At 65.7% G+C, this 20,822-nt stretch carries 18 protein-coding genes, 1 pseudogene and 1 riboswitch; of the genes and pseudogenes, 7 read left to right on the top strand and 12 right to left on the bottom strand.

Annotation, left to right across the window (positions count from 1 at the left end; genetic code table 11):
• Nucleotides 1–445: 445 nt before the first annotated feature.
• Nucleotides 446–892 carry a hotdog fold thioesterase gene (locus tag QM612_RS05280; protein ID WP_415252848.1) on the top strand — a complete coding sequence of 149 codons (447 nt, stop codon included), beginning with the start codon at nt 446–448 and terminating at the stop codon, nt 890–892.
• 20 nt (nt 893–912) lie between these two features.
• Here QM612_RS05280 and leuB read toward each other — a convergent pair whose 3' ends face one another.
• From leuB to ilvC, 6 genes are read right to left on the bottom strand one after another with little or no spacing between them, the layout of a single operon-like run.
• A complete protein-coding gene (gene leuB, locus QM612_RS05275; protein ID WP_415252847.1) occupies nt 913–2,001 on the bottom strand; it encodes a 3-isopropylmalate dehydrogenase in 1,089 nt (362 codons plus the stop codon).
• Nucleotides 2,002–2,028: 27 nt separating this feature from the next.
• Nucleotides 2,029–3,570, bottom strand: coding sequence for a 2-isopropylmalate synthase (locus QM612_RS05270; RefSeq protein WP_415252846.1), 1,542 nt, complete (start codon nt 3,568–3,570; stop codon nt 2,029–2,031).
• The gene (locus tag QM612_RS05265; RefSeq protein WP_415252845.1) at nt 3,567–4,667 is read right to left on the bottom strand and encodes a threonine dehydratase; all 1,101 of its coding nucleotides are present in this window, start codon (nt 4,665–4,667) and stop codon (nt 3,567–3,569) included. Before QM612_RS05265 ends, QM612_RS05270 begins: the two co-directional genes overlap by 4 nt.
• Nucleotides 4,668–4,697: 30 nt before the next feature.
• Nucleotides 4,698–4,934, bottom strand: coding sequence for an ACT domain-containing protein (locus QM612_RS05260; protein WP_415252844.1), 237 nt, complete (start codon nt 4,932–4,934; stop codon nt 4,698–4,700).
• Nucleotides 4,913–6,685 carry an acetolactate synthase 2 catalytic subunit gene (gene ilvG / locus QM612_RS05255; protein ID WP_415252843.1) on the bottom strand — a complete coding sequence of 591 codons (1,773 nt, stop codon included), beginning with the start codon at nt 6,683–6,685 and terminating at the stop codon, nt 4,913–4,915. Before ilvG ends, QM612_RS05260 begins: the two co-directional genes overlap by 22 nt.
• Complete coding sequence (gene ilvC, locus QM612_RS05250) at nt 6,685–7,677, bottom strand: ketol-acid reductoisomerase (RefSeq protein WP_415252842.1); 993 nt, start codon at nt 7,675–7,677, stop codon at nt 6,685–6,687. Before ilvC ends, ilvG begins: the two co-directional genes overlap by 1 nt.
• A gap of 364 nt (nt 7,678–8,041) precedes the next feature.
• Between ilvC and ilvD the strand changes: the two genes are divergently transcribed.
• The 3 genes from ilvD (at nt 8,042) to thiC (ending at nt 13,663) form a co-directional block, all read left to right on the top strand.
• Nucleotides 8,042–9,880, top strand: coding sequence for a dihydroxy-acid dehydratase (gene ilvD / locus QM612_RS05245; RefSeq protein WP_415252841.1), 1,839 nt, complete (start codon nt 8,042–8,044; stop codon nt 9,878–9,880).
• A 16-nt stretch (nt 9,881–9,896) separates the two neighbouring features.
• A complete protein-coding gene (locus tag QM612_RS05240; RefSeq protein ID WP_415252840.1) occupies nt 9,897–11,537 on the top strand; it encodes a hypothetical protein in 1,641 nt (546 codons plus the stop codon).
• 33 nt (nt 11,538–11,570) lie between these two features.
• Nucleotides 11,571–11,670, top strand: a riboswitch (TPP riboswitch).
• 148 nt (nt 11,671–11,818) lie between these two features.
• Nucleotides 11,819–13,663 carry a phosphomethylpyrimidine synthase ThiC gene (thiC, locus tag QM612_RS05235; protein WP_415252839.1) on the top strand — a complete coding sequence of 615 codons (1,845 nt, stop codon included), beginning with the start codon at nt 11,819–11,821 and terminating at the stop codon, nt 13,661–13,663.
• Nucleotides 13,664–13,665: 2 nt separating this feature from the next.
• Here thiC and QM612_RS05230 read toward each other — a convergent pair whose 3' ends face one another.
• Nucleotides 13,666–14,841, bottom strand: coding sequence for an ATP-binding protein (locus tag QM612_RS05230; protein ID WP_415252838.1), 1,176 nt, complete (start codon nt 14,839–14,841; stop codon nt 13,666–13,668).
• A gap of 193 nt (nt 14,842–15,034) precedes the next feature.
• Here QM612_RS05230 and QM612_RS05225 point away from each other — a divergent pair, with 193 nt between their 5' ends.
• Together QM612_RS05225 and QM612_RS05220 are read left to right on the top strand one after the other, a co-directional pair.
• Nucleotides 15,035–15,622, top strand: coding sequence for a DUF4136 domain-containing protein (locus tag QM612_RS05225; protein ID WP_415252837.1), 588 nt, complete (start codon nt 15,035–15,037; stop codon nt 15,620–15,622).
• A gap of 24 nt (nt 15,623–15,646) precedes the next feature.
• A complete protein-coding gene (locus QM612_RS05220; RefSeq protein WP_415252836.1) occupies nt 15,647–16,324 on the top strand; it encodes an ion channel in 678 nt (225 codons plus the stop codon).
• Nucleotides 16,325–16,342: 18 nt separating this feature from the next.
• Here the strand turns inward: QM612_RS05220 and ppa are convergent, their stop codons facing one another.
• From ppa to QM612_RS05205, 3 genes and pseudogenes are all read right to left on the bottom strand, one after another.
• Nucleotides 16,343–16,897 (bottom strand): inorganic diphosphatase, encoded by a 555-nt coding sequence (ppa, locus tag QM612_RS05215; RefSeq protein ID WP_415252835.1) that lies wholly within the window; start codon nt 16,895–16,897, stop codon nt 16,343–16,345.
• Nucleotides 16,898–17,028: 131 nt separating this feature from the next.
• Nucleotides 17,029–17,451 carry an OmpA family protein gene (locus tag QM612_RS05210; RefSeq protein WP_415252850.1) on the bottom strand — a complete coding sequence of 141 codons (423 nt, stop codon included), beginning with the start codon at nt 17,449–17,451 and terminating at the stop codon, nt 17,029–17,031.
• Nucleotides 17,440–19,485: pseudogene (locus tag QM612_RS05205) on the bottom strand (sodium-translocating pyrophosphatase); the annotation flags it as partial. The gene QM612_RS05210 and the pseudogene QM612_RS05205, both read right to left, overlap by 12 nt.
• A 181-nt stretch (nt 19,486–19,666) precedes the next feature.
• Between QM612_RS05205 and QM612_RS05200 the strand changes: the two are divergent.
• A complete protein-coding gene (locus QM612_RS05200) occupies nt 19,667–20,179 on the top strand; it encodes a hypothetical protein (protein WP_415252834.1) in 513 nt (170 codons plus the stop codon).
• Nucleotides 20,180–20,185: 6 nt separating this feature from the next.
• Here QM612_RS05200 and QM612_RS05195 read toward each other — a convergent pair whose 3' ends face one another.
• Both QM612_RS05195 and QM612_RS05190 read right to left on the bottom strand, forming a co-directional pair.
• The gene (locus tag QM612_RS05195; RefSeq protein WP_415252833.1) at nt 20,186–20,587 is read right to left on the bottom strand and encodes a PIN domain nuclease; all 402 of its coding nucleotides are present in this window, start codon (nt 20,585–20,587) and stop codon (nt 20,186–20,188) included.
• Nucleotides 20,584–20,778 carry a type II toxin-antitoxin system VapB family antitoxin gene (locus QM612_RS05190; RefSeq protein ID WP_415252832.1) on the bottom strand — a complete coding sequence of 65 codons (195 nt, stop codon included), beginning with the start codon at nt 20,776–20,778 and terminating at the stop codon, nt 20,584–20,586. The genes QM612_RS05195 and QM612_RS05190 overlap by 4 nt, the downstream gene beginning before the upstream one ends.
• Nucleotides 20,779–20,822 lie beyond the last annotated feature (44 nt).

The raw sequence follows: 20,822 nt of genomic DNA, 5'->3' as shown, positions 1-20,822 counted from the left end.
CCGGCGAAAGCCGGCTGCTTCTGACAAACGAATGTTTGTCCAATCCAGCTGTTTGGTAAGTCACTGAAAAAGCTGGATCCCGGCTTTCGCCGGGATGACGTTTCGAGAGTTGTTCAGAGCTTCCTTAATTCAGGTATTGGAACAATAAGGAAGCCTCGACATGTCAAACCTGAACCAGCAAGTCCGCGAGTTGGCGGATCAGCTGCCGCCGGGTGCGACATGGGATGACGTGATCGAGCAGGCCCGGTTCCGCAAGGCAGTGCAGGAAGGTATTGCGGCAGCGGATCGCGGCGAGTTTGCCTGCGACGAAGACGTGCGCCGGGTATTCGCCGAAATGGGGCGTGGATGTTGCGGCTTGACGCTGCCTGTTGCTGCACTCCAAACATTGACGCAACCGGCCCCGCCGCCTAGCCTGCTAGCCTGTCTTCGCACACGGTCAATGCCGATGTCTGCACTGAAGTTCGCGTGGCCCGAGGGCGTCACGCTGGAGCAACTCAACGCGCGTTCCGCCGGCACGCTGATGGAAACGCTGGGCATCGTCTTTACCGAATTGGGCGATGGTTACCTGCGCGCGACCATGCCGGTGGATGCGCGTACCCACCAGCCGTATGGATTGCTGCACGGCGGCGCGTCGGTGGTGCTGGCAGAAACGCTGGGCAGCAGCGCCGGCGCGCTGATGGCCGGCGGCAATGCGGTGGTGGGGCTGGAGATCAATGCCAACCACCTGCGCGCGGTGCGCAGCGGGATTGTGATTGGCACCACCCGGCCCGTGCATATCGGGCGCAGTACGCAGGTGTGGGAAATCCGCATCGAGGATGAAGCCGGCAAGCCGGTCTGCATCAGCCGGATCACCTTGTCGGTGTTGCCGCAGCCGCCTGCATCGGGCTGCTGATGCGAACTGCTGCGCGATGCTCAGTCGCGCAGTTCCATCACCTGGCAGGGCAGTTGCAATTGCGCGATCACCGCGTCGGTGGCGGCGCGGGTGCCCACCGACGGGCGACCATCGGCTAAATCGGCGGTCAGCACGCCGGCATCCAGCGCATTGGACACGGCCAGTTCCACGCATTGCGCTTCGGCATCCAGTCCCAGCGAATGGCGCAGCAGCATCGCTGCGCTGAGGATGGTGGCGTAGGGATTGGCGATGCCCTGGCCTGCGATGTCCGGGGCGCTGCCGTGGATCGGTTCGTAGATGCCGACGGTTCCTTCCCCGAGTGATGCAGAAGGCAGCAGACCCAGCGAGCCGGCCAGCATCGAGGCCTCGTCGGTGAGGATGTCGCCGAACATGTTCTCGGTGACGATCACGTCGTAGGCGCGCGGCTTGGCGATCAGGTGCATCGCCATCGAATCGACCAGTTGATGTTCCAGCGCCACGTCCGGGAACTCGTCGCGCACCACCTGCGTGGTCACGTCGCGCCACAGCCGCGAGGTTTCCAGCACGTTGGCCTTGTCCACCGAGGTCAGCCGCCCGCTGCGTGAACGCGCAAGCGATGCGGCGCGGCGCACCACGCGGCGGATCTCGTCCGCGTTGTATTCGCACAGGTCGCTGGCGCTGTCGCCATTGCGCTGCTTGCGACCAAAGTAGATGCCGCCGGTCAGCTCGCGCACAACCATGATGTCCACGCCCTGCAACAGGTGCGGCTTGATTGGCGATGCGCCCAGCGCGGCGGCGTGCGGCTTCACCGGGCGCAGGTTGGCGTACAGGCCCAGCGCCTTGCGGATCGCCAGCAGGCCCTGTTCCGGGCGCACCTTGGCGTTCGGGTCGGACCACTTCGGGCCACCCACTGCGCCCAGCAGCACGGCATCCGCACTGCGCGCTGCTTCCAGCGTTTCCGCCGGCAGTGGCGTGCCGGTGGCGTCGATGGCCGCGCCGCCGATCAGGTGTTGCTCGAAGCGGAAGCGGTGGCCGTAGCGCGCGCCCACGGTATTGAGCACGGCGATGGCGGCGGCGGTGACTTCCGGGCCGATGCCGTCACCGGGCAGTACGACGATGTCAGCTTGCATGCTGGAACTCCGGGAAAGCGTTGCTGTTCAGGCGCTGGCGGCGACGCGCTGCGGCCCGCCGTTGTTGCGCAGGATGCGGTTGGCGACATCCAGCCACGCCAGCGCACTGGCTTCGATGATGTCGCGGCTGGTGCCGCTGCCGATGTACTCGCTGTCACCGTGGCGCACGCTGAGCGTGGCCTCGCCGCGCGCATCCGTGCCGATGCCGACGCTGTGTACCTGATAGCTTTCCAGCGTCAGCTCCACGCCGGTCGCGGCGGACAGCGCGGAGAACAGCGCATCGACCGGGCCGTCGCCCAGCCCGCTTTCACTCAGCTTGCGGCCTTCGGGATCGGACAGTTCGATCTGCGCACTGGCGCGCGAGCCGCGATCACTGACGGTCATCGACGCCAGCCGGTAACCCTGGCCGCTCACGCCGCCGGTCATCAGCATTTCCAGATCGTCGTCATCAACGGTGCGCTGCTGCTCGCACAACGTCTTGAATGCCTCGAACACCTGGCTGAGCTGTTCTTCTTCCAGCGTGTAGCCCAGCGCGCGCAGGCGGTGGCCGACGGCGGCGCGGCCGCTGTGGCGGCCCAGCACCATCTTGGAATCGGGCCAGCCCACGTCGGACGGGTTCATGATTTCGTAGGTGCTGCGGTTGCGCAGCATGCCGTGCTGGTGGATGCCGGATTCGTGGGCGAAGGCGTTCTCGCCGACGATGGCCTTGTTGCGCTGCACCGGCATGCCGATCAGGCGGGTCAGCAATTGCGAGGTGGGCACCAGCTTGCGCGTGTCCAGCTTCGTATCGATGTTGTAGTAGGCATTGCGCACTTTCAGCGCCATCGCCAGTTCCTCGATGGCGGCGTTGCCGGCGCGTTCGCCGATGCCGTTGATCGAGCCTTCCACCTGCCGCGCGCCGCCTTCGATGGCAGCCAGCGAATTGGCAACGGCCAGCCCAAGATCGTTGTGGCAGTGCGCGCTGAAGATCACGTCGCGCGCGCCGGGTACGTTGGCGATCAGGCGCTGGAACAGGCCGCGGATTTCCTCCGGCGTGGTGTAGCCCAGCGTGTCGGGCACGTTGATGGTGGTCGCGCCGCTGGCAATCGCGATGGCGACGGCTTCGTGCAGGAAATCTTCCTCGGTGCGGGTGCCGTCCTCGGTGGAGAACTCCACGTCGTCGGCATAGTTGCGCGCCATCGCAACGTGAGTGGCGATGGAATCCAGCACCTGCGCCTTGCTCATGCGCAGCTTGTGCTCGCGGTGCAGCGGGCTGGTGGAGAGGAACACGTGGATGCGCGGCTTTGCAGCGCCTTCCAGCGCACGCGCGGAGGCTTCGATGTCGCCGGGCAGGCAGCGCGACAGCACCGCCAGCGTGGTGCCGCGCAGCTCGCGCACGATCTGCGCGGTGGCTTCGCGGTCGGATTGGGAACTTGCGGGAAAACCGGTTTCGATGATGTCCACGCCCAGCTCGGCGAGCGCACGCGCCATCACCACCTTCTGCTGCGGGGTCATGCTGCAGCCGGGCGATTGCTCGCCATCGCGCAGGGTGGTGTCGAAGATGCGTACGTGGTCTTGCGTTGCGTTCATGCGAGGACTTCCTCGTGGGATTCGATGCGGGTCTTGCGGACGGGCGTGGTGCGAAGTGGTGCAACGGTTTGGCCGGCAGCAGGCGATGAGGTCCTCGCTGCCGGCGGGGTAAGTCGTTCCTGCGTGCGCTTGCGTGGCTTGCGCGGCGGGCGGGGGCGCACGTCCTGCAGCAGCGCGGCCAGCACGCCGGCATCCAGGTTGCCGCCGGAGATCACAGCACATTTTCGCTTGCCGGCGATGCGTTTGCCTGCGGCCAGCGCGAGTGCGCCTGCGCCCTCGGCGATCAGGTGTTCCTCCAGCGCCAGCCGCACCAGGGTTTCGCGCAGCTCTGCTTCGCGCACGATCACCACGTCGTCCAGCAACTCGTGCAGCACGCGCGCGGTCAGGTAACCCGGCTCCTTCACCCGCACGCCATCGGCCAGCGTTGCGGCGGGATCGCGCAGGCTGCGGTCGCCCTTCAGCGCACGCGCCATTGCATCCACGCCTTCGACCTGCGCGCCGATGATGCGCACGCCCTGCGACTTGAGCGCGAGTGCAACGCCGGACGCCAGACCGCCGCCGCCGATCGGCACCAGCACCACGTCCGGGTTCATCGCGGTGGCGATTTCCAGACCCACCGTGCCTTGCCCGGCGATCACGTCGGGATCGTCGAAGGCGGACAGCAGGCGGAAGCCATTCTGTTCGGCCAGTTCGGCGGCGAAGGCTTTGGCTTCGTCATAGGTATCGCCATGCAGGCGCACGGTTGCGCCCCAATGCGCCACGCCGGCCACCTTGGTCTGCGGCGCGGTCTTCGGCATCACCGTGATCGCCGGGATGCCCAGCCGGTACGCGGCCCACGCCATGCCCTGCGCGTGGTTGCCAGCGGAGGCGGTGATGACGTGGCGGCGGTCGCCGCGTTCGCGCGCGGCCAGCAGTGCGTTCAGCGCGCCGCGCACCTTGTACGAGCCGGTGCGTTGCAGGTTTTCCAGTTTCAGCCAGGTGTTGAAGCGCTCGGCGTAATGCGTTGGCGTGACATCCAGATAGTTGCGCAGCCGTGCCTGCGCCGCCAGCACGTCGCTGGCGGTCGGGATGGTCAGGCGGGCTACGTCGGGGCTCATCGGATTGCCGTCAGCCTGCGCAGGTTGCGTTCACGGACACGGCTGTACCTCGACCGAAAGGCAGTCGTAAAGCTTCGCCAGTTGCTGCTGCAGGGAGCTGTCGGCACGCGCACCTTCCACGGTCATGCGCAGCCGCCATTGGTCGGCGTCGGGCTGCGCCTGCCCATCCACGGACAGCGGCGTGAAGCCACGGCGCTCGGTCGCGCCCAGCACGCGCACCAGCGCGCCTTCGGCGCGGCGCAGGGTCAGGTCAAGCTGGTAGCGCATTGGGCGGTTCCGGTTTGCGAGGTGGCGGGCTGCGGGGTGGCAGGCGCGGGTTCGCCGACATCCAGCGTGCCGGCATCGTCGGGGTCCAGCATCTGCGCGTTGTTGTGGTTCGGCGGCACCAGCGGCCAGACGTTGGCGGCGGTATCGATGGCGACGTGCAGCAGGGCCGGGCCGGGTGCAGCCAGCAATGCCTGCAGCGCGGCATCGACGTCAGCGGCCTTGTCCACGGACATCGCCTGGATGCCGAAGGCGCGCGCGACTTCGGCGAAGTCCGGGTTGTCGGACAGGTCGATTTCGGAATAGCGCTTGTCGAAGAACAGCTCCTGCCACTGCCGCACCATGCCCAGCGCGGAATTGTCCAGCAGCACGATCTTCACCGGCAGCCGATAGCGCTTCAGCGTTGCCAGCTCCTGGATGTTCATCATGAAGCTGCCATCGCCGCTCACGCAGACCACGCGCGCGTCCATGTTTTCCAGTTGCGCGCCAACGGCTGCCGGCAGGCCGAAGCCCATCGCGCCCAGCGCGCCGGAGGTCAGGTGCTGGCGCGGTTGGTGGAAGCGCCAGTGCTGCGCCACCCACATCTGGTGCTGGCCCACGTCGCAGGCGACGATGGCATCGGGTGCCAGTTCGCTCATGCGTTTCAGCAGCGCCGGCGCATAGACCATCTTGCCGGGCGCGTCGTAGCGGGCGGCGTGCCGGCGCGCGCGTTCGATGCAGGTGCTTTGCCATGCCGCGCGCGCGGCGGCGTTGCGGCCTTCGTTCTGCGCGGCAACAGGTGCCGCCAACCGGCCCAGGCTGGTGGCGATGTTGCCGGGCACCGAGGCTTCCACCGCGCGCAGCTTGCCGATCTCGCAGGCGTCGCCGTCCAGATGCACCACGCGCGCGTTCGGCGCGAATTCGGCCAGCTTGCCGGTGGCGCGGTCGTCGAAGCGCGCACCGACCACGATCAGCAGATCGCATTCCTGCACCGCCATGTTGGCGGCGCGGGTGCCGTGCATGCCGAGCATGCCGAGATTGCAGGGATGGCTGGGCGGCAGTGCGCCCAGCGCCTTCAGGGTCAGCACGGTGGGGAAGCCGGTCAGGTCCACGAACTCGCGGAAGGCCTCCACCGCATCGCCCAGCACCACGCCGCCGCCGGCATAGATCACCGGCTGCTGCGCCTGCGAAATCACCGCAGCGGCTTCGTGCAGTGCGGCGTCGGGCGGGCCCGGCAGCGGCTCGACCGGCAGCGGCACATGCACCGGCAGGTGCGCGGCATCGCCCAGTTGCACGTCCTTGGGCAGGTCGATCAGCACCGGGCCGGGGCGACCGCTGCGGGCGATACGGAAGGCTTCCGCGAACATCTTCGGCAGGTCATCCACGCTGCGCGGCAGGAAGCTGTGCTTCACCACCGGCATGGTCATGCCGAACACGTCCAGTTCCTGGAAGGCGTCGGTGCCCATCAGGAAGGTCGGCACCTGCCCGGTCAGGATCACCATCGGCACCGAATCGAACATCGCATCGGCAATGCCGGTGACCAGGTTCGATGCGCCCGGCCCGGAGGTCGCAACGCATACGCCCACGCGCCCGCTGGCGCGTGCATAGCCGTTCGCGGCGAAGGCTGCGCCCTGTTCGTGACGTACCAGCACATGCTTCAGCGACGCGCCATGCAGCGCGTCGTAGAACGGCATGATCGTCCCGCCCGGATAGCCGAACAGCGTGTCAACGCCTTCGGCTTCCAGTGCCCGCACCAGCCAGCCCGCGCCGTTCATCACGCCGCCTCTTTGTCCGCGGGATTGGTGGCCTGCGCGTCCTTCAGCCAGACCATCTTCGCGCGCAGCTGCTTGCCGACCTGCTCGATCGGGTGCTCCTTGTCGGCCTGCTGGAACTTGCGGTAGTTCGGCAGGCCGGCGTCGTATTCGGCCTGCCAGTTGCGGGTGAAGGTGCCGTCCTGGATGTCCTTCAGCACGGCGCGCATGCGCTCCTTCGTGTCGGCGTCGATCACCCGCGGGCCGCTGACGAAATCGCCGTACTGCGCGGTTTCGGAGACGAACTCCAGCATGCGGGTGATGCCGCCTTCGTAGAACAGGTCCACGATCAGCTTCAGCTCGTGCAGCACTTCGTAGTAGGCGATCTCCGGCTGGTAGCCGGCTTCCACCAGCACCTCGAAGCCTGCCTGCACCAGCGAGGACGCGCCGCCGCACAGCACCGCCTGCTCGCCGAACAGGTCGGTCTCGGTTTCTTCCTTGAAGGTGGTCTTGATGATGTTGGCGCGCGCGCCACCCAGGCCACCGGCATAGGTCAGCGCCAGTTGTTCGGCATTGCCGGACTTGTCCTGATGGACGGCGTAGATGCAAGGCACGCCGCGGCCGATCTCGTATTCGCGGCGCACCAGCGCGCCCGGGCCCTTGGGCGCAACCAGCACCACGTCCAGGTCATCGCGCGGGGTGACCATGCCGAAGTGGACGTTCAGGCCATGCGCGAACAGCAGGCAGGCGCCCTGCTTCATGTTCGGTGCCAGCACATCCTGGTACAGCTTCTTCTGCACCATGTCCGGGGTCAGCACCGCCACCAGGTCGGCGTCCTTGACCGCATCGGCCGGTGCCTTCACCGCGAAGCCGTCCGCCTTGGCCTTGGCCTCGGTGGGGCCACCGGGGCGCAGGCCAACGGTGACATCGAAGCCGGAATCGCGAAGGTTCAGCGCATGTGCGCGGCCCTGGCTACCGTAGCCGACGATCGCGATCTTGAGGGAGGTGCTGGTCATGGCGGGTTCTCTGTGCAAGTTGGATGGAAGGGGAGGTTTTGTGTGGGCAAGAAAAAACCCCGAACCTTGCGATGCGGGGTTTTTCGAGTCTGGCGTTGCTTGCTGCTTACGCGCCGGATCGTCCCGCACCTGTGGGCGTGGTAATAAGGACGAGTACAAGGAGCGAGGCCGCAGATGCGGTCGGCTCGGTCATCAGGGGCGTGCGGCGATGCAACATGCCGCGAGAAGAACATGCCGCGCATGACCGTGTCAACAGGCTGCGTCATTCCGATTGGTCATGAGCGACGGTTGCACCTGAAACCGTGGAAACCCAGCAGAATCAAGGCCTCCAGCGATCCACGCCCGCCAGCCCTACGCCACGCCAATGCCCGAATACCGCTCAAAGACCTCCACCCATGGCCGCAACATGGCCGGCGCGCGCGCGCTGTGGCGTGCCACCGGCATGCGTGATGACGACTTCCACAAGCCCATCATCGCCATCGCCAATTCCTTCACCCAGTTCGTGCCGGGGCATGTACACCTGAAGGATCTGGGCCAACTCGTCGCGCGCGAAATCGAGCGCGTCGGCGGCGTCGCCAAGGAGTTCGACACCATCGCCGTGGATGACGGCATCGCCATGGGCCACGACGGCATGCTGTATTCGCTGCCCAGCCGCGAAATCATTGCGGACTCCGTCGAATACATGGTCAATGCGCACTGCGCCGACGCGCTGGTGTGCATTTCCAACTGTGACAAGATCACCCCCGGCATGCTGATGGCCGCGCTGCGCCTGAACATCCCCACCGTGTTCGTGTCCGGCGGGCCGATGGAAGCGGGCAAAACAAAGCTTGCCGAGCACAAGCTGGATCTGGTCGATGCGATGGTGCTGGCCGCAGACCCAAGCGTCAGCGACGAACAAGTGGCGGCGGTGGAACGCAGCGCCTGCCCGACCTGCGGCTCGTGCAGCGGCATGTTCACCGCGAACTCGATGAACTGCCTGACCGAAGCGCTGGGCCTGTCGCTGCCCGGCAACGGCACGCTGCTGGCGACGCATGCCGACCGCGAAAAACTCTTCCTGCAAGCCGGGCGCACTGCCGTCGAACTGTGCCACCGCTGGTACGGTGGCGAAGACGAAAAGGCACTACCACGCGGTATCGCCACCCTCGAAGCCTTCGAGAACGCGATGATGCTGGACATCGCGATGGGCGGTTCCACCAACACCATCCTGCACCTGCTGGCCGCAGCGCAGGAGGCCGAGGTCGATTTCGGCATGCGCGACATCGACCGGCTTTCGCGCAGGGTGCCGCAGTTGTGCAAGGTCGCGCCCAACACCCAGAAGTTCCACATCGAGGATGTGCATCGCGCCGGCGGGATCATGGCGATCCTCGGTGAACTTGCGCGCGGTGGCCTGCTGCACACGGATGTTGCCACCGTGCATGCAAACACGCTGGGCGATGCCATCGCCAAATGGGACATCGCAACGGTCAGTGACGAGGCCGTGCAGACGTTCTACAAGGCCGGCCCTGCCGGCATTCCCACGCAGGTCGCCTTCAGCCAGTCCACGCGCTGGCCGACGCTGGATGTCGATCGCAATGAGGGCTGCATCCGCAGTGTCGAACATGCCTATTCGCAGCAAGGCGGGCTTGCCGTGCTGTACGGCAACATCGCCCGCGACGGCTGCGTGGTGAAGACCGCAGGTGTCGATGAATCCATCCATGTGTTCGAAGGCACTGCGCGCGTTTTCGAGAGCCAGGACGCGGCGGTGGCCGGCATCCTTGGCGATGAGGTAAAGGCGGGCGATGTAGTCGTCATCCGCTACGAAGGCCCGAAGGGCGGGCCGGGCATGCAGGAAATGCTGTACCCGACCAGCTACCTGAAATCGAAAGGCCTGGGCAAGCAGTGCGCATTGCTCACCGATGGCCGTTTCTCCGGCGGCACATCGGGCCTCTCCATCGGCCACGCATCACCGGAAGCGGCGGCGGGCGGCGCGATTGGCCTGATCCGCGATGGCGACCGCATCCGCATCGACATCCCTGCGCGCAGCATCGACCTGCTGGTTTCCGATGAAGCACTCGCCGCGCGCCGCATCGAACAGGACGCAAAGGGCTGGAAGCCCGCACAGCCGCGTCCGCGCAAGGTCAGCGTGGCCCTGAAGGCCTACGCGCTGCTGGCGACCAGCGCGGACAAGGGCGCGGTGCGTGACCGGGAAATGTTGGGCGGTTGAGGCATACACTGCCGGCATGACCGAGCCCGCGCCTGCCGTCATCGTCCGCCATTTGCGGCAAAACCTGCTGTGGCCGTTGCGGCTGATCCACGACGGCACGGACAGCGGGCGCAATGAAAGGCCGTGGCAGGCACTGCGCGATCTTGGCGATGCCAGCCCGTGGCGTGAACACGTCGATGAGTACCACGGCGGTGGCTTCCACCAGCGTCACTACAACGAGTTCGTCAGTTTCCTGCCTTACGTGCAGCGTTTCCTGTATGGCGAGGGCCGCGCGCAGCATGCGGGCGATGCCGCGCAGGGTTCGCCCATGCGGGTGTTCCGCAGGCACGATCTGGCCGCATTGCGCGTGCAACTGCGCCCGGGCGAAGCGTCGCTGCTGCTGCGCGTGGAGCATGTGGATCTGTACTTTTTCCACGGCGTGGACATCGTGCTGCTCAATGTCGAACTGGCGGCGGACGAGTTGCCGCTGCCGCAGGCGCGCGAGTTGATGTACCGCTTTGGCCGCGCCTATCCGGCGGGCTGGGATGAAGGTGGCCTGCCGCTGCATTGCCCGGCCAGCGTGGAATGGCTGGACGCGCGCGGCGACGTGGTGGCGCGCAGTGATGCCGGCGACAGCGCGCCCTTCCTCGCGCACGTTGCCGAACACCGCGCGCCGCGCATCGCCGCGCACTGGGATCATGTGCTGACGCCGCTGGTCAACCACCATTCCGAACGTGCCGGTGCGTTGCGTTATCGGCAGATCGAGTACTACCGCATGCCGATGATGGCCTACCTCGCGGTGGACGATCCGCAGCGGCTCACGCGCGAGGACTACCTGCGGCTGGCGCTGGTCACCGGTGGCCACGACCGCACCGATTGCGATGCGTTCGCGCCTTCCAATTTCGAGCAGGAGTATTGCTACGACCGCTTCTGGGCCGATGCGGGGGCCGCGCCGCATACCCGATACCTGTGTTCCGGCCTGTCGCTGGTGGTGACGGGCGATGCCGGCAGTGCCTACTTCCGCGATGCGGAGCGCGGCGTGCTGGCACAGTTTCGGCATCAGCATTTCCTGCTGTTCTTGATCGCGCATTTCCAGAAGGCGGCGCTGCTGATGATGTCCGACCAGCTCGCCGAGGCGTTGATGGCGCTGGACGTGAAGCGGCCCGCCACGGTCAAGCGCTTCAAGCGCCAGATACGCCGCAACTACGTGACCTTCCTCAGCTTCACCCACCGCTACTGGTTCCACGAGATCAGCGAGCAGGCGCACGTGAAGGCGCTGTTCCGCATGTGTACCCGGCATCTGGGCGTGGATGGCGTGTATGCCGAGGTCAAGGAACGCATCCACGACATGAGCAGCTATCTGGATGCCGATGCGCTGCGCCGGCAAGCCAATACCGTGGTGCGGCTGACGGTGGTGACCATCTTCGGCCTGGTCGGCACGATCACGGCCGGGCTGCTGGGCATGAGCCTGCTGGCCGGTGCCGGCATGTCGCTGCCGCAGCGCGTGCTGACCTTCGCGGGCGTGCTGGCCGTCGCCACGGCGCTGACCCTCTACACCATCGTCAAGTCCAAGCGCCTGTCGGATTTCCTGGATGTGGTGTCCGATGAGCGCATCGGTGGCTGGGGCAAGCTGCGCGCATTCCTGGCGGTATGGCGAAAGGACGCGCGGCAGGGATAAGCGTGCCGGCGTGGCCGATGTGGTGTAATTCGCACCAAGAAGCGGGGGTATCGCCGGATGGCCGGCGGTTGAGAGAGTCCCTTGGAACCTGATCCGGCTCATACCGGTGTAGGGAAGCTTCGCAGGATGCGCCGTTTTGCCGTCGCCCATGCCGCGCCCGCAATCCGTGCTTCATGCGTCTTCGCTTCGTTCGTGGCCCGCGAATCCCTCGCGGCCGGATTGCGATTCCCTCGCAAGAGCCCGCACATCCATGTGCGGGGATTCAAAAAAGGACGATGCCGATGAACGCCGTGCCCTCCCGCCTGCTGCAGCAGACCGAGCAGCTTTCCGATTCCGTGACCCGGCCCATTCCCGGTTCGCGCAAGATCTTCGTCGAAGGCTCGCGCCCTGACCTGCGCGTGCCGATGCGCGAGATCGCGCTGACGAAGACGCCGACCCTGTTCGGCGGCGAGGACAATGCGCCGGTCACGGTCTATGACTGCTCCGGCCCGTACACCGATCCGGATGCGCGCATCGACCTCTCGCGCGGCCTGCCGGCGCTACGCGCGCGCTGGATCGAGGAGCGTGGCGATACTGACGTGTTGTCGCAACTCAGCTCCACCTTTGGCCGTGCGCGTGAACATGATCCGAAGCTGGACGCCGTGCGCTTCCCCAATCGCGTGCTGCCGCGCCGGGCAAAGGCCGGCACCAACGTCAGCCAGATGCACTACGCCAGGCGCGGCATCGTCACGCCCGAAATGGAGTTCGTGGCGATCCGCGAGAACCAGCGCCTCGAAGCCGTGCGTGAAGCACATCTGCTTGCGCAGCATCCGGGCGAAAGTTTCGGCGCGTCGATCCAGAAAATCATCACGCCGGAGTTCGTGCGCGACGAGATCGCCCGTGGTCGCGCCATCCTGCCCAACAACATCAACCACCCGGAAAGCGAGCCGATGATCATTGGCCGCAACTTCCTCACCAAGATCAACGCCAACATCGGCAACAGCGCGGTGAGTTCCGGCATCGCCGAGGAAGTGGAAAAGCTGGTCTGGGCGATCCGCTGGGGCGGCGACACTGTGATGGATCTGTCCACCGGCAAGCACATCCACGAGACTCGCGAATGGATCGTGCGCAACTCGCCGGTGCCGATCGGCACGGTGCCGATCTATCAGGCGCTGGAAAAGGTGGATGGCCGCGCCGAAGAACTCACGTGGGAGATTTTCCGCGACACGCTGATCGAACAAGCCGAGCAGGGCGTGGATTACTTCACCATCCACGCAGGCGTGCTGCTGCGCTACGTGCCGCTGACCGCGAAGCGCGTGACCGGGATTGTTTCGCGCGGCGGTTCGATCCTCGCCAAGTGGTGCCTTGCCCACCACAAGGAAAACTTCCTCTACACGCACTTCGAGGACATCTGCGAAATCATGAAGGCCTACGACGTGGCCTTCTCGCTCGGTGATGGCCTGCGTCCGGGCTGCATTGCCGATGCCAATGACGCGGCGCAATTCGGTGAGCTGGAAACGCTGGGCGAGTTGACCAAGATCGCGTGGAAGCACGACGTGCAAACCATGATCGAAGGCCCCGGCCACGTGCCGATGCAACTCATCAAGGAGAACATGGACAAACAGCTGCGCGAGTGCGGTGAAGCGCCGTTCTACACCCTCGGCCCACTGACCACCGACATCGCGCCCGGCTACGACCACATCACCAGCGCGATTGGTGCGGCGATGATCGGCTGGTTCGGCACCGCCATGCTCTGCTACGTCACGCCCAAGGAACACCTCGGCCTGCCCAACCGCGAAGACGTGCGCGACGGCATCATGGCCTACAAGATCGCCGCCCACGCCGCCGACCTCGCCAAGGGTCATCCCGGCGCGCAGGTGCGCGACAACGCACTGAGCAAGGCACGCTTCGAGTTCCGCTGGCAGGACCAGTTCAACCTCGGCCTGGACCCGGAGAAAGCGCAGTCGATGCACGACGAAACCATGCCCAAGGACGCCCACAAGGTCGCCCACTTCTGCTCGATGTGCGGCCCGCATTTCTGCTCGATGAAGATCACGCAGGACGTGCGTGACTATGCCGAGAGCGGGATGGCGGAGAAGTCGAAGGAGTTCCGCGAGCAGGGCGCGGAGGTGTATCGGGAGGCGTGATGCTACCGATCCGGCAGCTGCAGGTCGCGTAAATCCCGCCAGCCGATGACCCGCACGCCGCTGCGTTCGTAGGCATCACTGCCGCCATGCACCAGCCAGGGCAGCAGTGCTTCCTCGCCGGCAAAGCGGGCGGCTTTCTGGCCTGCGCGGATGTAGTCCGGCGTCACGGTGGCGCCGGACTTGATTTCGACCGGCTGCAATTTGCCGCCCACTTCGAACACCAGGTCGGCTTCCAGTCCGTTGTTGTCGCGCCAGAAATACAGGTCGGGCGGCAGGCCTGCATTGAGCCGTGATTTCATGAACTCGCCCACCACCAGAGTCTCGAAGATGGCACCACGCAGCGGATGCAGCGCCAACGTGCCGGCATCTCGGATGCCAAGCAGCCAGCACGCAAGGCCGGTGTCCACGAAGTACAGCTTGGGCGACTTGACCAGCCGCTTGCCGAAGTTGCGGTGGTATGGCGGCAGCAGGAACACCAGGTCGCAAGCCTCCAGCACCGACAGCCATGCGCGCGCGGTGTGGCTGGAGATGTCCGCCTCGCCGGCCAGTGCGCTGACATTCAACAGTTGCCCGGTGCGCGCAGCGCACAGGCGCAGGAACTTCTGGAAGGCGGCAAGATCCTGCACGTTGATGACTTGCCGCACGTCGCGTTCCACATAGGTGGCCGTGTAGGACGCCAGCCAGTCCGCCGCCAGCAGCGAAGGTTGTGCGTGCAGCACCGGGTACAGCCCCCGCAGCATCAATGCGTCCAGCCCGAGCGCATCGATCTGCGCCGTGGGCAACTCGGACAGGGACAAGGGCAGCAGGCGCGTCATGCCCACGCGCCCGGCCAGTGATTGGGTCACGCCGGAGAGCAGGCCAAATTGCTGGGAGCCGGTCAGCACGAAACGCCCCGGCGTCCGGTCTTCGTCCACCATGCCTTGCAGGTACGAAAACAGGTCCGGCCAGCGCTGCGCTTCGTCGAAGATGGCACCTTGCTGAAAGCGGGCCAGAAAGCCGCGCGGATCCTCGCTGGCGAATGCGTGCTCCTGCGGGTCTTCCAGACTGACGTAGGCCTTGTCCGCGAACAGTTGCCGCACCAGCGTGGTCTTGCCGGACTGACGTGGCCCGGTGACGGCCACCACCGGGAAGCCGGCGGACAGCCGTTGCAGGGTCGGGACGAGCTGACGCGGATACATGCCGAAATAATACATATCGGATATTAAAAAGCAAATATGTATAATTTCAATACCTCAGCCAATGCAGGCAGCGGGCGGGTCAGGCAAGCCCCAAGGCGATTTCCCTTCCCCTGCATGGCAGTCCCCGTTCATCATCGGTATCCACGACCGGCGCGATGATGGCGTCATCGCCCGATTTCCACGGAGCACGCCCATGTTGCGCAAAGCCCGAACCCTTGCCGTCACCCTGCTCGCGGCCTCCGTGCTCGCGCTGTCCGCTTGCGCCACCGGGCCACTGGTGCGCACCGACCACGACCCCACCGCGAACTTCATCCAGTACCGCACCTGGGGGTTCTACAAACCGATTGCGATGGAGCAGTCCGGCTATTCCAGCTGGATTTCCGAGCGTATCCGCGCGGACGTGCAGCGCGAGATGGAAGCGCGCGGTTATCGCTATGTGGCCGAAGGCGCTGACCTGCTGGTCAATTTCCAGGGCGTGGTGGAAGACAAGACCGCCGTGTGGAGCACGCCGCGCAGCGATGTGCAGTGGTTCTACAGCTACCGCCGCCGCAGCTACGTGGCGGTGCCGGTGTGGTACGACGAAACCCAGGTGAGCAGCTACCGCGAAGGCACGCTGACGGTGGATCTGGTCGATGGCAGCCGCAACCGGCTGGTATGGACGGGTTCGGCCAGCGCGCCGGTGGAAGGCAGCAGGAAGACCACGCCGGAAAAGCGCATGGCCGGCATCGACCAGGCCATCACCAGCATCTTCGCCCAGTACCCGCACCGCGCCGCGCCGTAAGCGCGGCTGGCGGCGGCAAACCCGATGCAGGCATCCCGGCGGTTGCGGATCTGGGGCGTGATTGCGCGCCGGCACCCGTCCGCCTTTTTGCTGGCCGCGCAATTGCTGAGCCTGCTGGCCTATCCGCTGATGGACGACAGTCCCGGCGGTCGCCTGCTGTTCGGCGCGGTGGCGCTGGTGGTGGTGCCGCTGGCGGTATGGGTGGTCAGCCGCAGCAGCTTCGTCAATGCGGTGGCCTGGTTGCTGGCGATCCCGGCCATCAGCCTGACCGTGCTGGGCGTGGCGCTGCACATGCCGGCGCTGCTGCCGGTATCGGCCACGCTGGAAGCAGCGCTGTATTTCTACGCCGCCGCCAGCCTGATCGCGTACATGCTGCAGGATCACGAGGTCACCACCGACGAACTGTTCGCCGCCGGTGCCACCTTCACCTTGCTGGCATGGGGCTTTGCCTATGCCTATTACGCCTGCCAGGCGTGGTATCCGGGCAGCTTCGCCGGCTTTGAACCGCAGCGCGCGCGCACCTGGCTTGAGCTGCTGTTCTACAGCTTCAGCAACCTGTCGGCGACCGGCCTTGGCGACGTGCTGCCGGTCAGCCCCGCCGCGCGGGTGTTGACGATGCTGGAGCAGTTCGCAGGCGTAGGCTACATCGCTACCGTGGTCTCGCACCTGATCGGGCTTGGCGTCCAGCGCGCGCAGCGCTGAACGCCCCTCACGCACGCTTCAGAACTTCGGCTTGTCCTGCTCTGCCGTGGCGGCGTAGCGGGCGATGGCTTCCGACAGGATGCGGTGTGCTTCCGCGCGCCCGCCCCAGCCATCCAGCTTCACCCACTTGCCCTTTTCGAGATCCTTGTAGTGCTCGAAGAAGTGGCCGATGCGCTCCAGCCAGTGCTTGGACACCTGCTCGATGTCGGTGATGTGGGCATAGCCGTTGAATACCTTCGGCACCGGCACCGCGATCAGCTTTTCGTCGCTGCCGGCTTCGTCGGTCATCTTCAGCACGCCCACCGGGATCGCGCGGATCACCGAGCCCGGCACCAGCGGCAGCGGCAGGATCACCAGCACGTCCGCCGGGTCACCATCGCCGCACAGGGTGTGCGGCACGTAGCCGTAATTGCAGGGGTAGCGCATAGGCGTGGACAGCACGCGGTCAACGAAGATCGCGCCGGTCTCCTTGTCCACCTCGTACTTGACCGGCTCGGCATCCTTGGGGATTTCGATGATGACGTTGATTTCTTCCGGCGGGTTCTTGCCGGTGGGGACGAGGTCCAGGCCCATGGTGCGCTCCAGTGAATGCCACCGGGCGCAGCGCGCACCGGCATGACGTGAGGGGTGCGCATTCTACCGCGCAACGAACAAGCCCCGCCGGAGCGGGGCTGTTTCGTGTTGCGGGCCGGCCGGGGCCGGAATTACTTCACCGTGACCTCGACCCGGCGGGCCTGGTCGGCATTGCCGTCGCCGGTGGTCAGCATCGGCTTTTCCAGATCGACGCGGCTGCTGTCGATGCCGGCTGCGGTCAGCGTTTCGGCCACGGCCTGCGCACGCTGCTTGGCGAGTTCCGCGTTCAACGCGGGGTCGCCGCTGGCGTCGTGGTAGCCAGACACCACCGCGCGGGCCGACGGATCATCCTTGAGGTGCTGGACGACTGCGGCCAGGGTGTTGCCGGCGTCGCCGGGCAGTGCAGCAGAGCCGCTTTCGAAGTACAGCGTGGCGAGATTGGCATCCGCCAGTGCAGGCGTGGCCGGGGCGGTTGCCGACAGGGTGGCGGTTTCCGCGGCAGGGGCTGCGGCGTGGGTGTCGCCGCCGCTGACCGTGACCGGCAACAGCGGCACGATCAGCAGCGCCACGATGTTGATGATCTTGATGAGCGGATTCACGGCGGGGCCGGCGGTGTCCTTGTAGGGATCGCCGACGGTGTCGCCGGTCACCGAGGCCTTGTGCGCCTCGCTGCCCTTGCCGCCGAAGTTGCCGTCCTCGATGTACTTCTTGGCGTTGTCCCATGCGCCGCCGCCGGTGGTCATCGAAATGGCCACAAAGATGCCGGTGACGATGGTGCCAATCAGCAGGCCACCCAGCGCCTCCGGCCCCAGCAGCAGGCCCACCACCACCGGCACCGCGACCGGCAGCAGCGAAGGCACGATCATTTCCTTGATCGCGGACCTGGTCAGCATGTCCACGGCCTTGTCGTACTGCGGCTTGCCGCTGCCGTCCATGATCCCCTTGATCTCGCGGAACTGGCGGCGCACTTCTTCCACCACGCTGCCCGCCGCGCGGCCCACGGCTTCCATCGCCATCGCGCCGAACAGGTACGGGATCAGGCCACCGATCAGCAGGCCGATGATGACCCGGTGGTCGGACAGGTCGAAGGCGAACTTCATGCCGCCGTTGGCGGCTTCCAGATTGTGCGTGTAGTCGGCGAACAGCACCAGCGCGGCCAGCGCGGCCGAACCAATCGCATAACCCTTGGTCACCGCCTTGGTGGTGTTGCCCACCGCGTCCAGCGGATCGGTGATGTCGCGCACCTCGGAGGGCAGCTCCGACATTTCGGCGATGCCGCCGGCGTTGTCGGTGATCGGGCCGTAGGCATCCAGTGCCACGATCATGCCGGCCATCGACAGCATCGACGTTGCGGCGATGGCGATGCCGTACAGGCCACCGTGCAGGTAGGAGAACCAGATCGCCAGGCAGACCGCGATCACCGGCAGCGCGGTGGACTTCATCGACACGCCAAGGCCCGCGATGATGTTGGTGCCGTGGCCGGTGGTGGAAGCCTTGGCGACGTGCTGCACCGGCTTGTACTGGGTGCCGGTGTAGTACTCGGTGATCCACACGATCAGGCCGGTCAGGATCAGCCCGATCAGCGCGCAGATGTAGAGGTTCATCGCGCCGTGCGCGTTGTCGCCCATCAGTGCGGTGGTGATCGGGTAGAACGCGATCGCCGCCAGCACGGCGGAGATGATGACGCCCTTGTACAGCGCGCCCATGATGTTGGGCTTGCTGCCGCTGACCTTGACGAAGGCGGCACCGATGATCGAGGCGATGATCGACACGCCGCCCAGCACCAGCGGGAACAGCACCGCGTTCTTGCCGGCAAAGTCGGCGCTGCCCGGCACCATCATCATGCCGCCCAGCAGCATGGTGGCGATCACGGTCACCGCGTAGGTCTCGAACAGGTCGGCGGCCATGCCGGCGCAGTCGCCCACGTTGTCGCCCACGTTGTCGGCGATCACCGCCGGGTTGCGCGGGTCATCCTCGGGAATGCCGGCTTCGACCTTGCCCACCAGATCCGCGCCCACGTCCGCACCCTTGGTGAAGATGCCGCCGCCAAGCCGCGCGAAGATCGAAATCAGCGAGGAACCGAACGCCAGACCGACCAGCGCATGCAGGGCAACCTCATCGGCCTTGCCCATGACGCGGGTGAGCACGAAGTAGTAACCGGCCACGCCCAGCAGGCCCAGCCCGACCACCAGCATGCCGGTGATCGCACCGCCCTTGAAGGCCACATTCATCGCCGGGCCCATGCCGCTGCGCGCGGCTTCGGCGGTGCGTACATTGGCGCGAACGGAGACGTTCATGCCGATGTAGCCGGCAGCGCCGGACAGCACCGCGCCGATGACGAAGCCAATGGCGGTATGCACGCTCAATTTCCATGCAATCAGCGCCGCCAGCACCACGCCTGCAATGGCAATGGTGGTGTATTGCCGGTTGAGGTAGGCGCGCGCGCCTTCCTGGATCGCGCCTGCGATTTCCTGCATGCGCTCATTGCCGGCGGGTTGCCTGTTGATCCATGCAGCGGCCCACAGGCCGTATGCGATGGCGATGACGGCGCAGACCAGCGCCAGAATCAAACCGTATTGCTCCAGCATGAAACCCCTCCCCGGAGTGTTCGTATGGAAGTGCGTAGGTTGAGCGCGCCCGCCCGTGGCAGGCGACATGGCGACTATCGCACAGCTGGATGGCGGCTGAAGCACAGGCCCGCCATGAACGCGGGATTCAGCCGCCGCATGCCAGCCTGCCGCCCTGTCACGACCACGCAGGAGCCATCCGATGCTGCGACCGCACATGATCTTCGCCGGCCTGTTGCTCGCCTCGGCCACCGCGCAGGCCACCGATCCGCAGCCGGAAATCCAGCGCGCCAACGCCACCCCGCAGGCCGTCGGCATCGCCCATACCCTGCGCACGATTCCCGAAGCCTGCGCGCGGCTGGAAGGGCGTTTCACCGGTGATGCCGCTTCGCCATACGCCTTCAGCGCCGTGCGCACCGGCGCACGCTGCCAGCCACGCGCGCGGTTGCTGGATGCCGACAAGGCCCGCGCATCGACCGCCAACGGTTGGCTGCTCAACGACGTGATCCGCGTGCCGAGTGCCGCCTGCAACACGCAGCAGGCCGTGGTGCGCATCTGGCGCAAACCGGCAGGCAGCGCCAAGCCGAAGATGGACGCGCAGGGCCGCGCCCGCGTCTATCTCAAGGAAGGGCTGGATGCCGCGGAAGCCGGGCAACTTGGCGCGGTACCGCTGTATGCGGCGAAGATGGAGATCGAGGGCAAGGGTTGCAGGTAAGTCGCGTCAGGCGTGCCTGAAGACTGTTCGCAAGCCGAGGTGTGCGACAAACGGGTCAAAGTCCCGATCACTGTGCAATAGCGTCATGCCGTCCATGATGCACCTGGTCGCAATGATGCAATCAATCGTCTTGCGCACCGTGATTCCCTTCTCCCGCAGGACGCGGAAGTTGCGTGCAGCCTGCACGGCCACCGCATGCCCACCAAGCGGCACAACATCCAAGCCCCCCAGAAGACGCAATACATCCTTGAAGTCCTTTTCAGTGATCGTTCCTTGCAGGACTTCGGCCAGGATCAGATCGCCCACGGCCAATGGCTCAACGCCAAGTAGCGCGTGCAGCCGATCCGTCTCCTTGGTCTTTGTGCCCCGCAGGTAGTCAATCCAGACACTGGAATCGACCAGGATCACTTGTCGGCTCTCATCCTTTCCAGATCGCCCTGCCAGCTTATCCGCCCGCGCAGGGTCTTGATTTGTTGCTGTGCCTTCAACTTCAACAAGGTGCGCAACCCAAGCTCCACGGCTTCGCGCTTGGTCTTTGCACCGCTGGCTTTCAGCGCATCACGCATGAGGTTGTCATCAATGACGATATTGGTTCGCATGTGTATGATCCACGTAAGATATACACATCATGCAGCAGGCCTGA

This window comes from Thermomonas sp., from assembly GCF_047606765.1.
Classification (GTDB): Bacteria; Pseudomonadota; Gammaproteobacteria; order Xanthomonadales; family Xanthomonadaceae; genus Thermomonas.
The sequence above is the reverse complement of the archived record's forward strand: the minus strand, read 5'-3'. Positions and strand labels throughout refer to the sequence as shown.

Excerpts from the sequence above, each read along its gene's own strand:
- QM612_RS05190 (WP_415252832.1), bottom strand. The coding sequence starts at position 20,778 with ATGCGAACCAATATCGTCATTGATGACAACCTCATGCGTGATGCGCTG.
- QM612_RS05240 (WP_415252840.1), top strand. The coding sequence starts at position 9,897 with ATGACCGAGCCCGCGCCTGCCGTCATCGTCCGCCATTTGCGGCAAAAC.
- QM612_RS05260 (WP_415252844.1), bottom strand. The coding sequence starts at position 4,934 with ATGCGCTACCAGCTTGACCTGACCCTGCGCCGCGCCGAAGGCGCGCTG.
- thiC (WP_415252839.1), top strand. The coding sequence starts at position 11,819 with ATGAACGCCGTGCCCTCCCGCCTGCTGCAGCAGACCGAGCAGCTTTCC.
- QM612_RS05270 (WP_415252846.1), bottom strand. The coding sequence starts at position 3,570 with ATGAACGCAACGCAAGACCACGTACGCATCTTCGACACCACCCTGCGC.
- QM612_RS05280 (WP_415252848.1), top strand. The coding sequence starts at position 446 with ATGTCTGCACTGAAGTTCGCGTGGCCCGAGGGCGTCACGCTGGAGCAA.
- leuB (WP_415252847.1), bottom strand. The coding sequence starts at position 2,001 with ATGCAAGCTGACATCGTCGTACTGCCCGGTGACGGCATCGGCCCGGAA.
- QM612_RS05220 (WP_415252836.1), top strand. The coding sequence starts at position 15,647 with ATGCAGGCATCCCGGCGGTTGCGGATCTGGGGCGTGATTGCGCGCCGG.
- ilvC (WP_415252842.1), bottom strand. The coding sequence starts at position 7,677 with ATGACCAGCACCTCCCTCAAGATCGCGATCGTCGGCTACGGTAGCCAG.
- ilvD (WP_415252841.1), top strand. The coding sequence starts at position 8,042 with ATGCCCGAATACCGCTCAAAGACCTCCACCCATGGCCGCAACATGGCC.
- ilvG (WP_415252843.1), bottom strand. The coding sequence starts at position 6,685 with ATGAACGGCGCGGGCTGGCTGGTGCGGGCACTGGAAGCCGAAGGCGTT.
- ppa (WP_415252835.1), bottom strand. The coding sequence starts at position 16,897 with ATGGGCCTGGACCTCGTCCCCACCGGCAAGAACCCGCCGGAAGAAATC.
- QM612_RS05230 (WP_415252838.1), bottom strand. The coding sequence starts at position 14,841 with ATGTATCCGCGTCAGCTCGTCCCGACCCTGCAACGGCTGTCCGCCGGC.
- QM612_RS05265 (WP_415252845.1), bottom strand. The coding sequence starts at position 4,667 with ATGAGCCCCGACGTAGCCCGCCTGACCATCCCGACCGCCAGCGACGTG.
- QM612_RS05225 (WP_415252837.1), top strand. The coding sequence starts at position 15,035 with ATGTTGCGCAAAGCCCGAACCCTTGCCGTCACCCTGCTCGCGGCCTCC.
- QM612_RS05200 (WP_415252834.1), top strand. The coding sequence starts at position 19,667 with ATGCTGCGACCGCACATGATCTTCGCCGGCCTGTTGCTCGCCTCGGCC.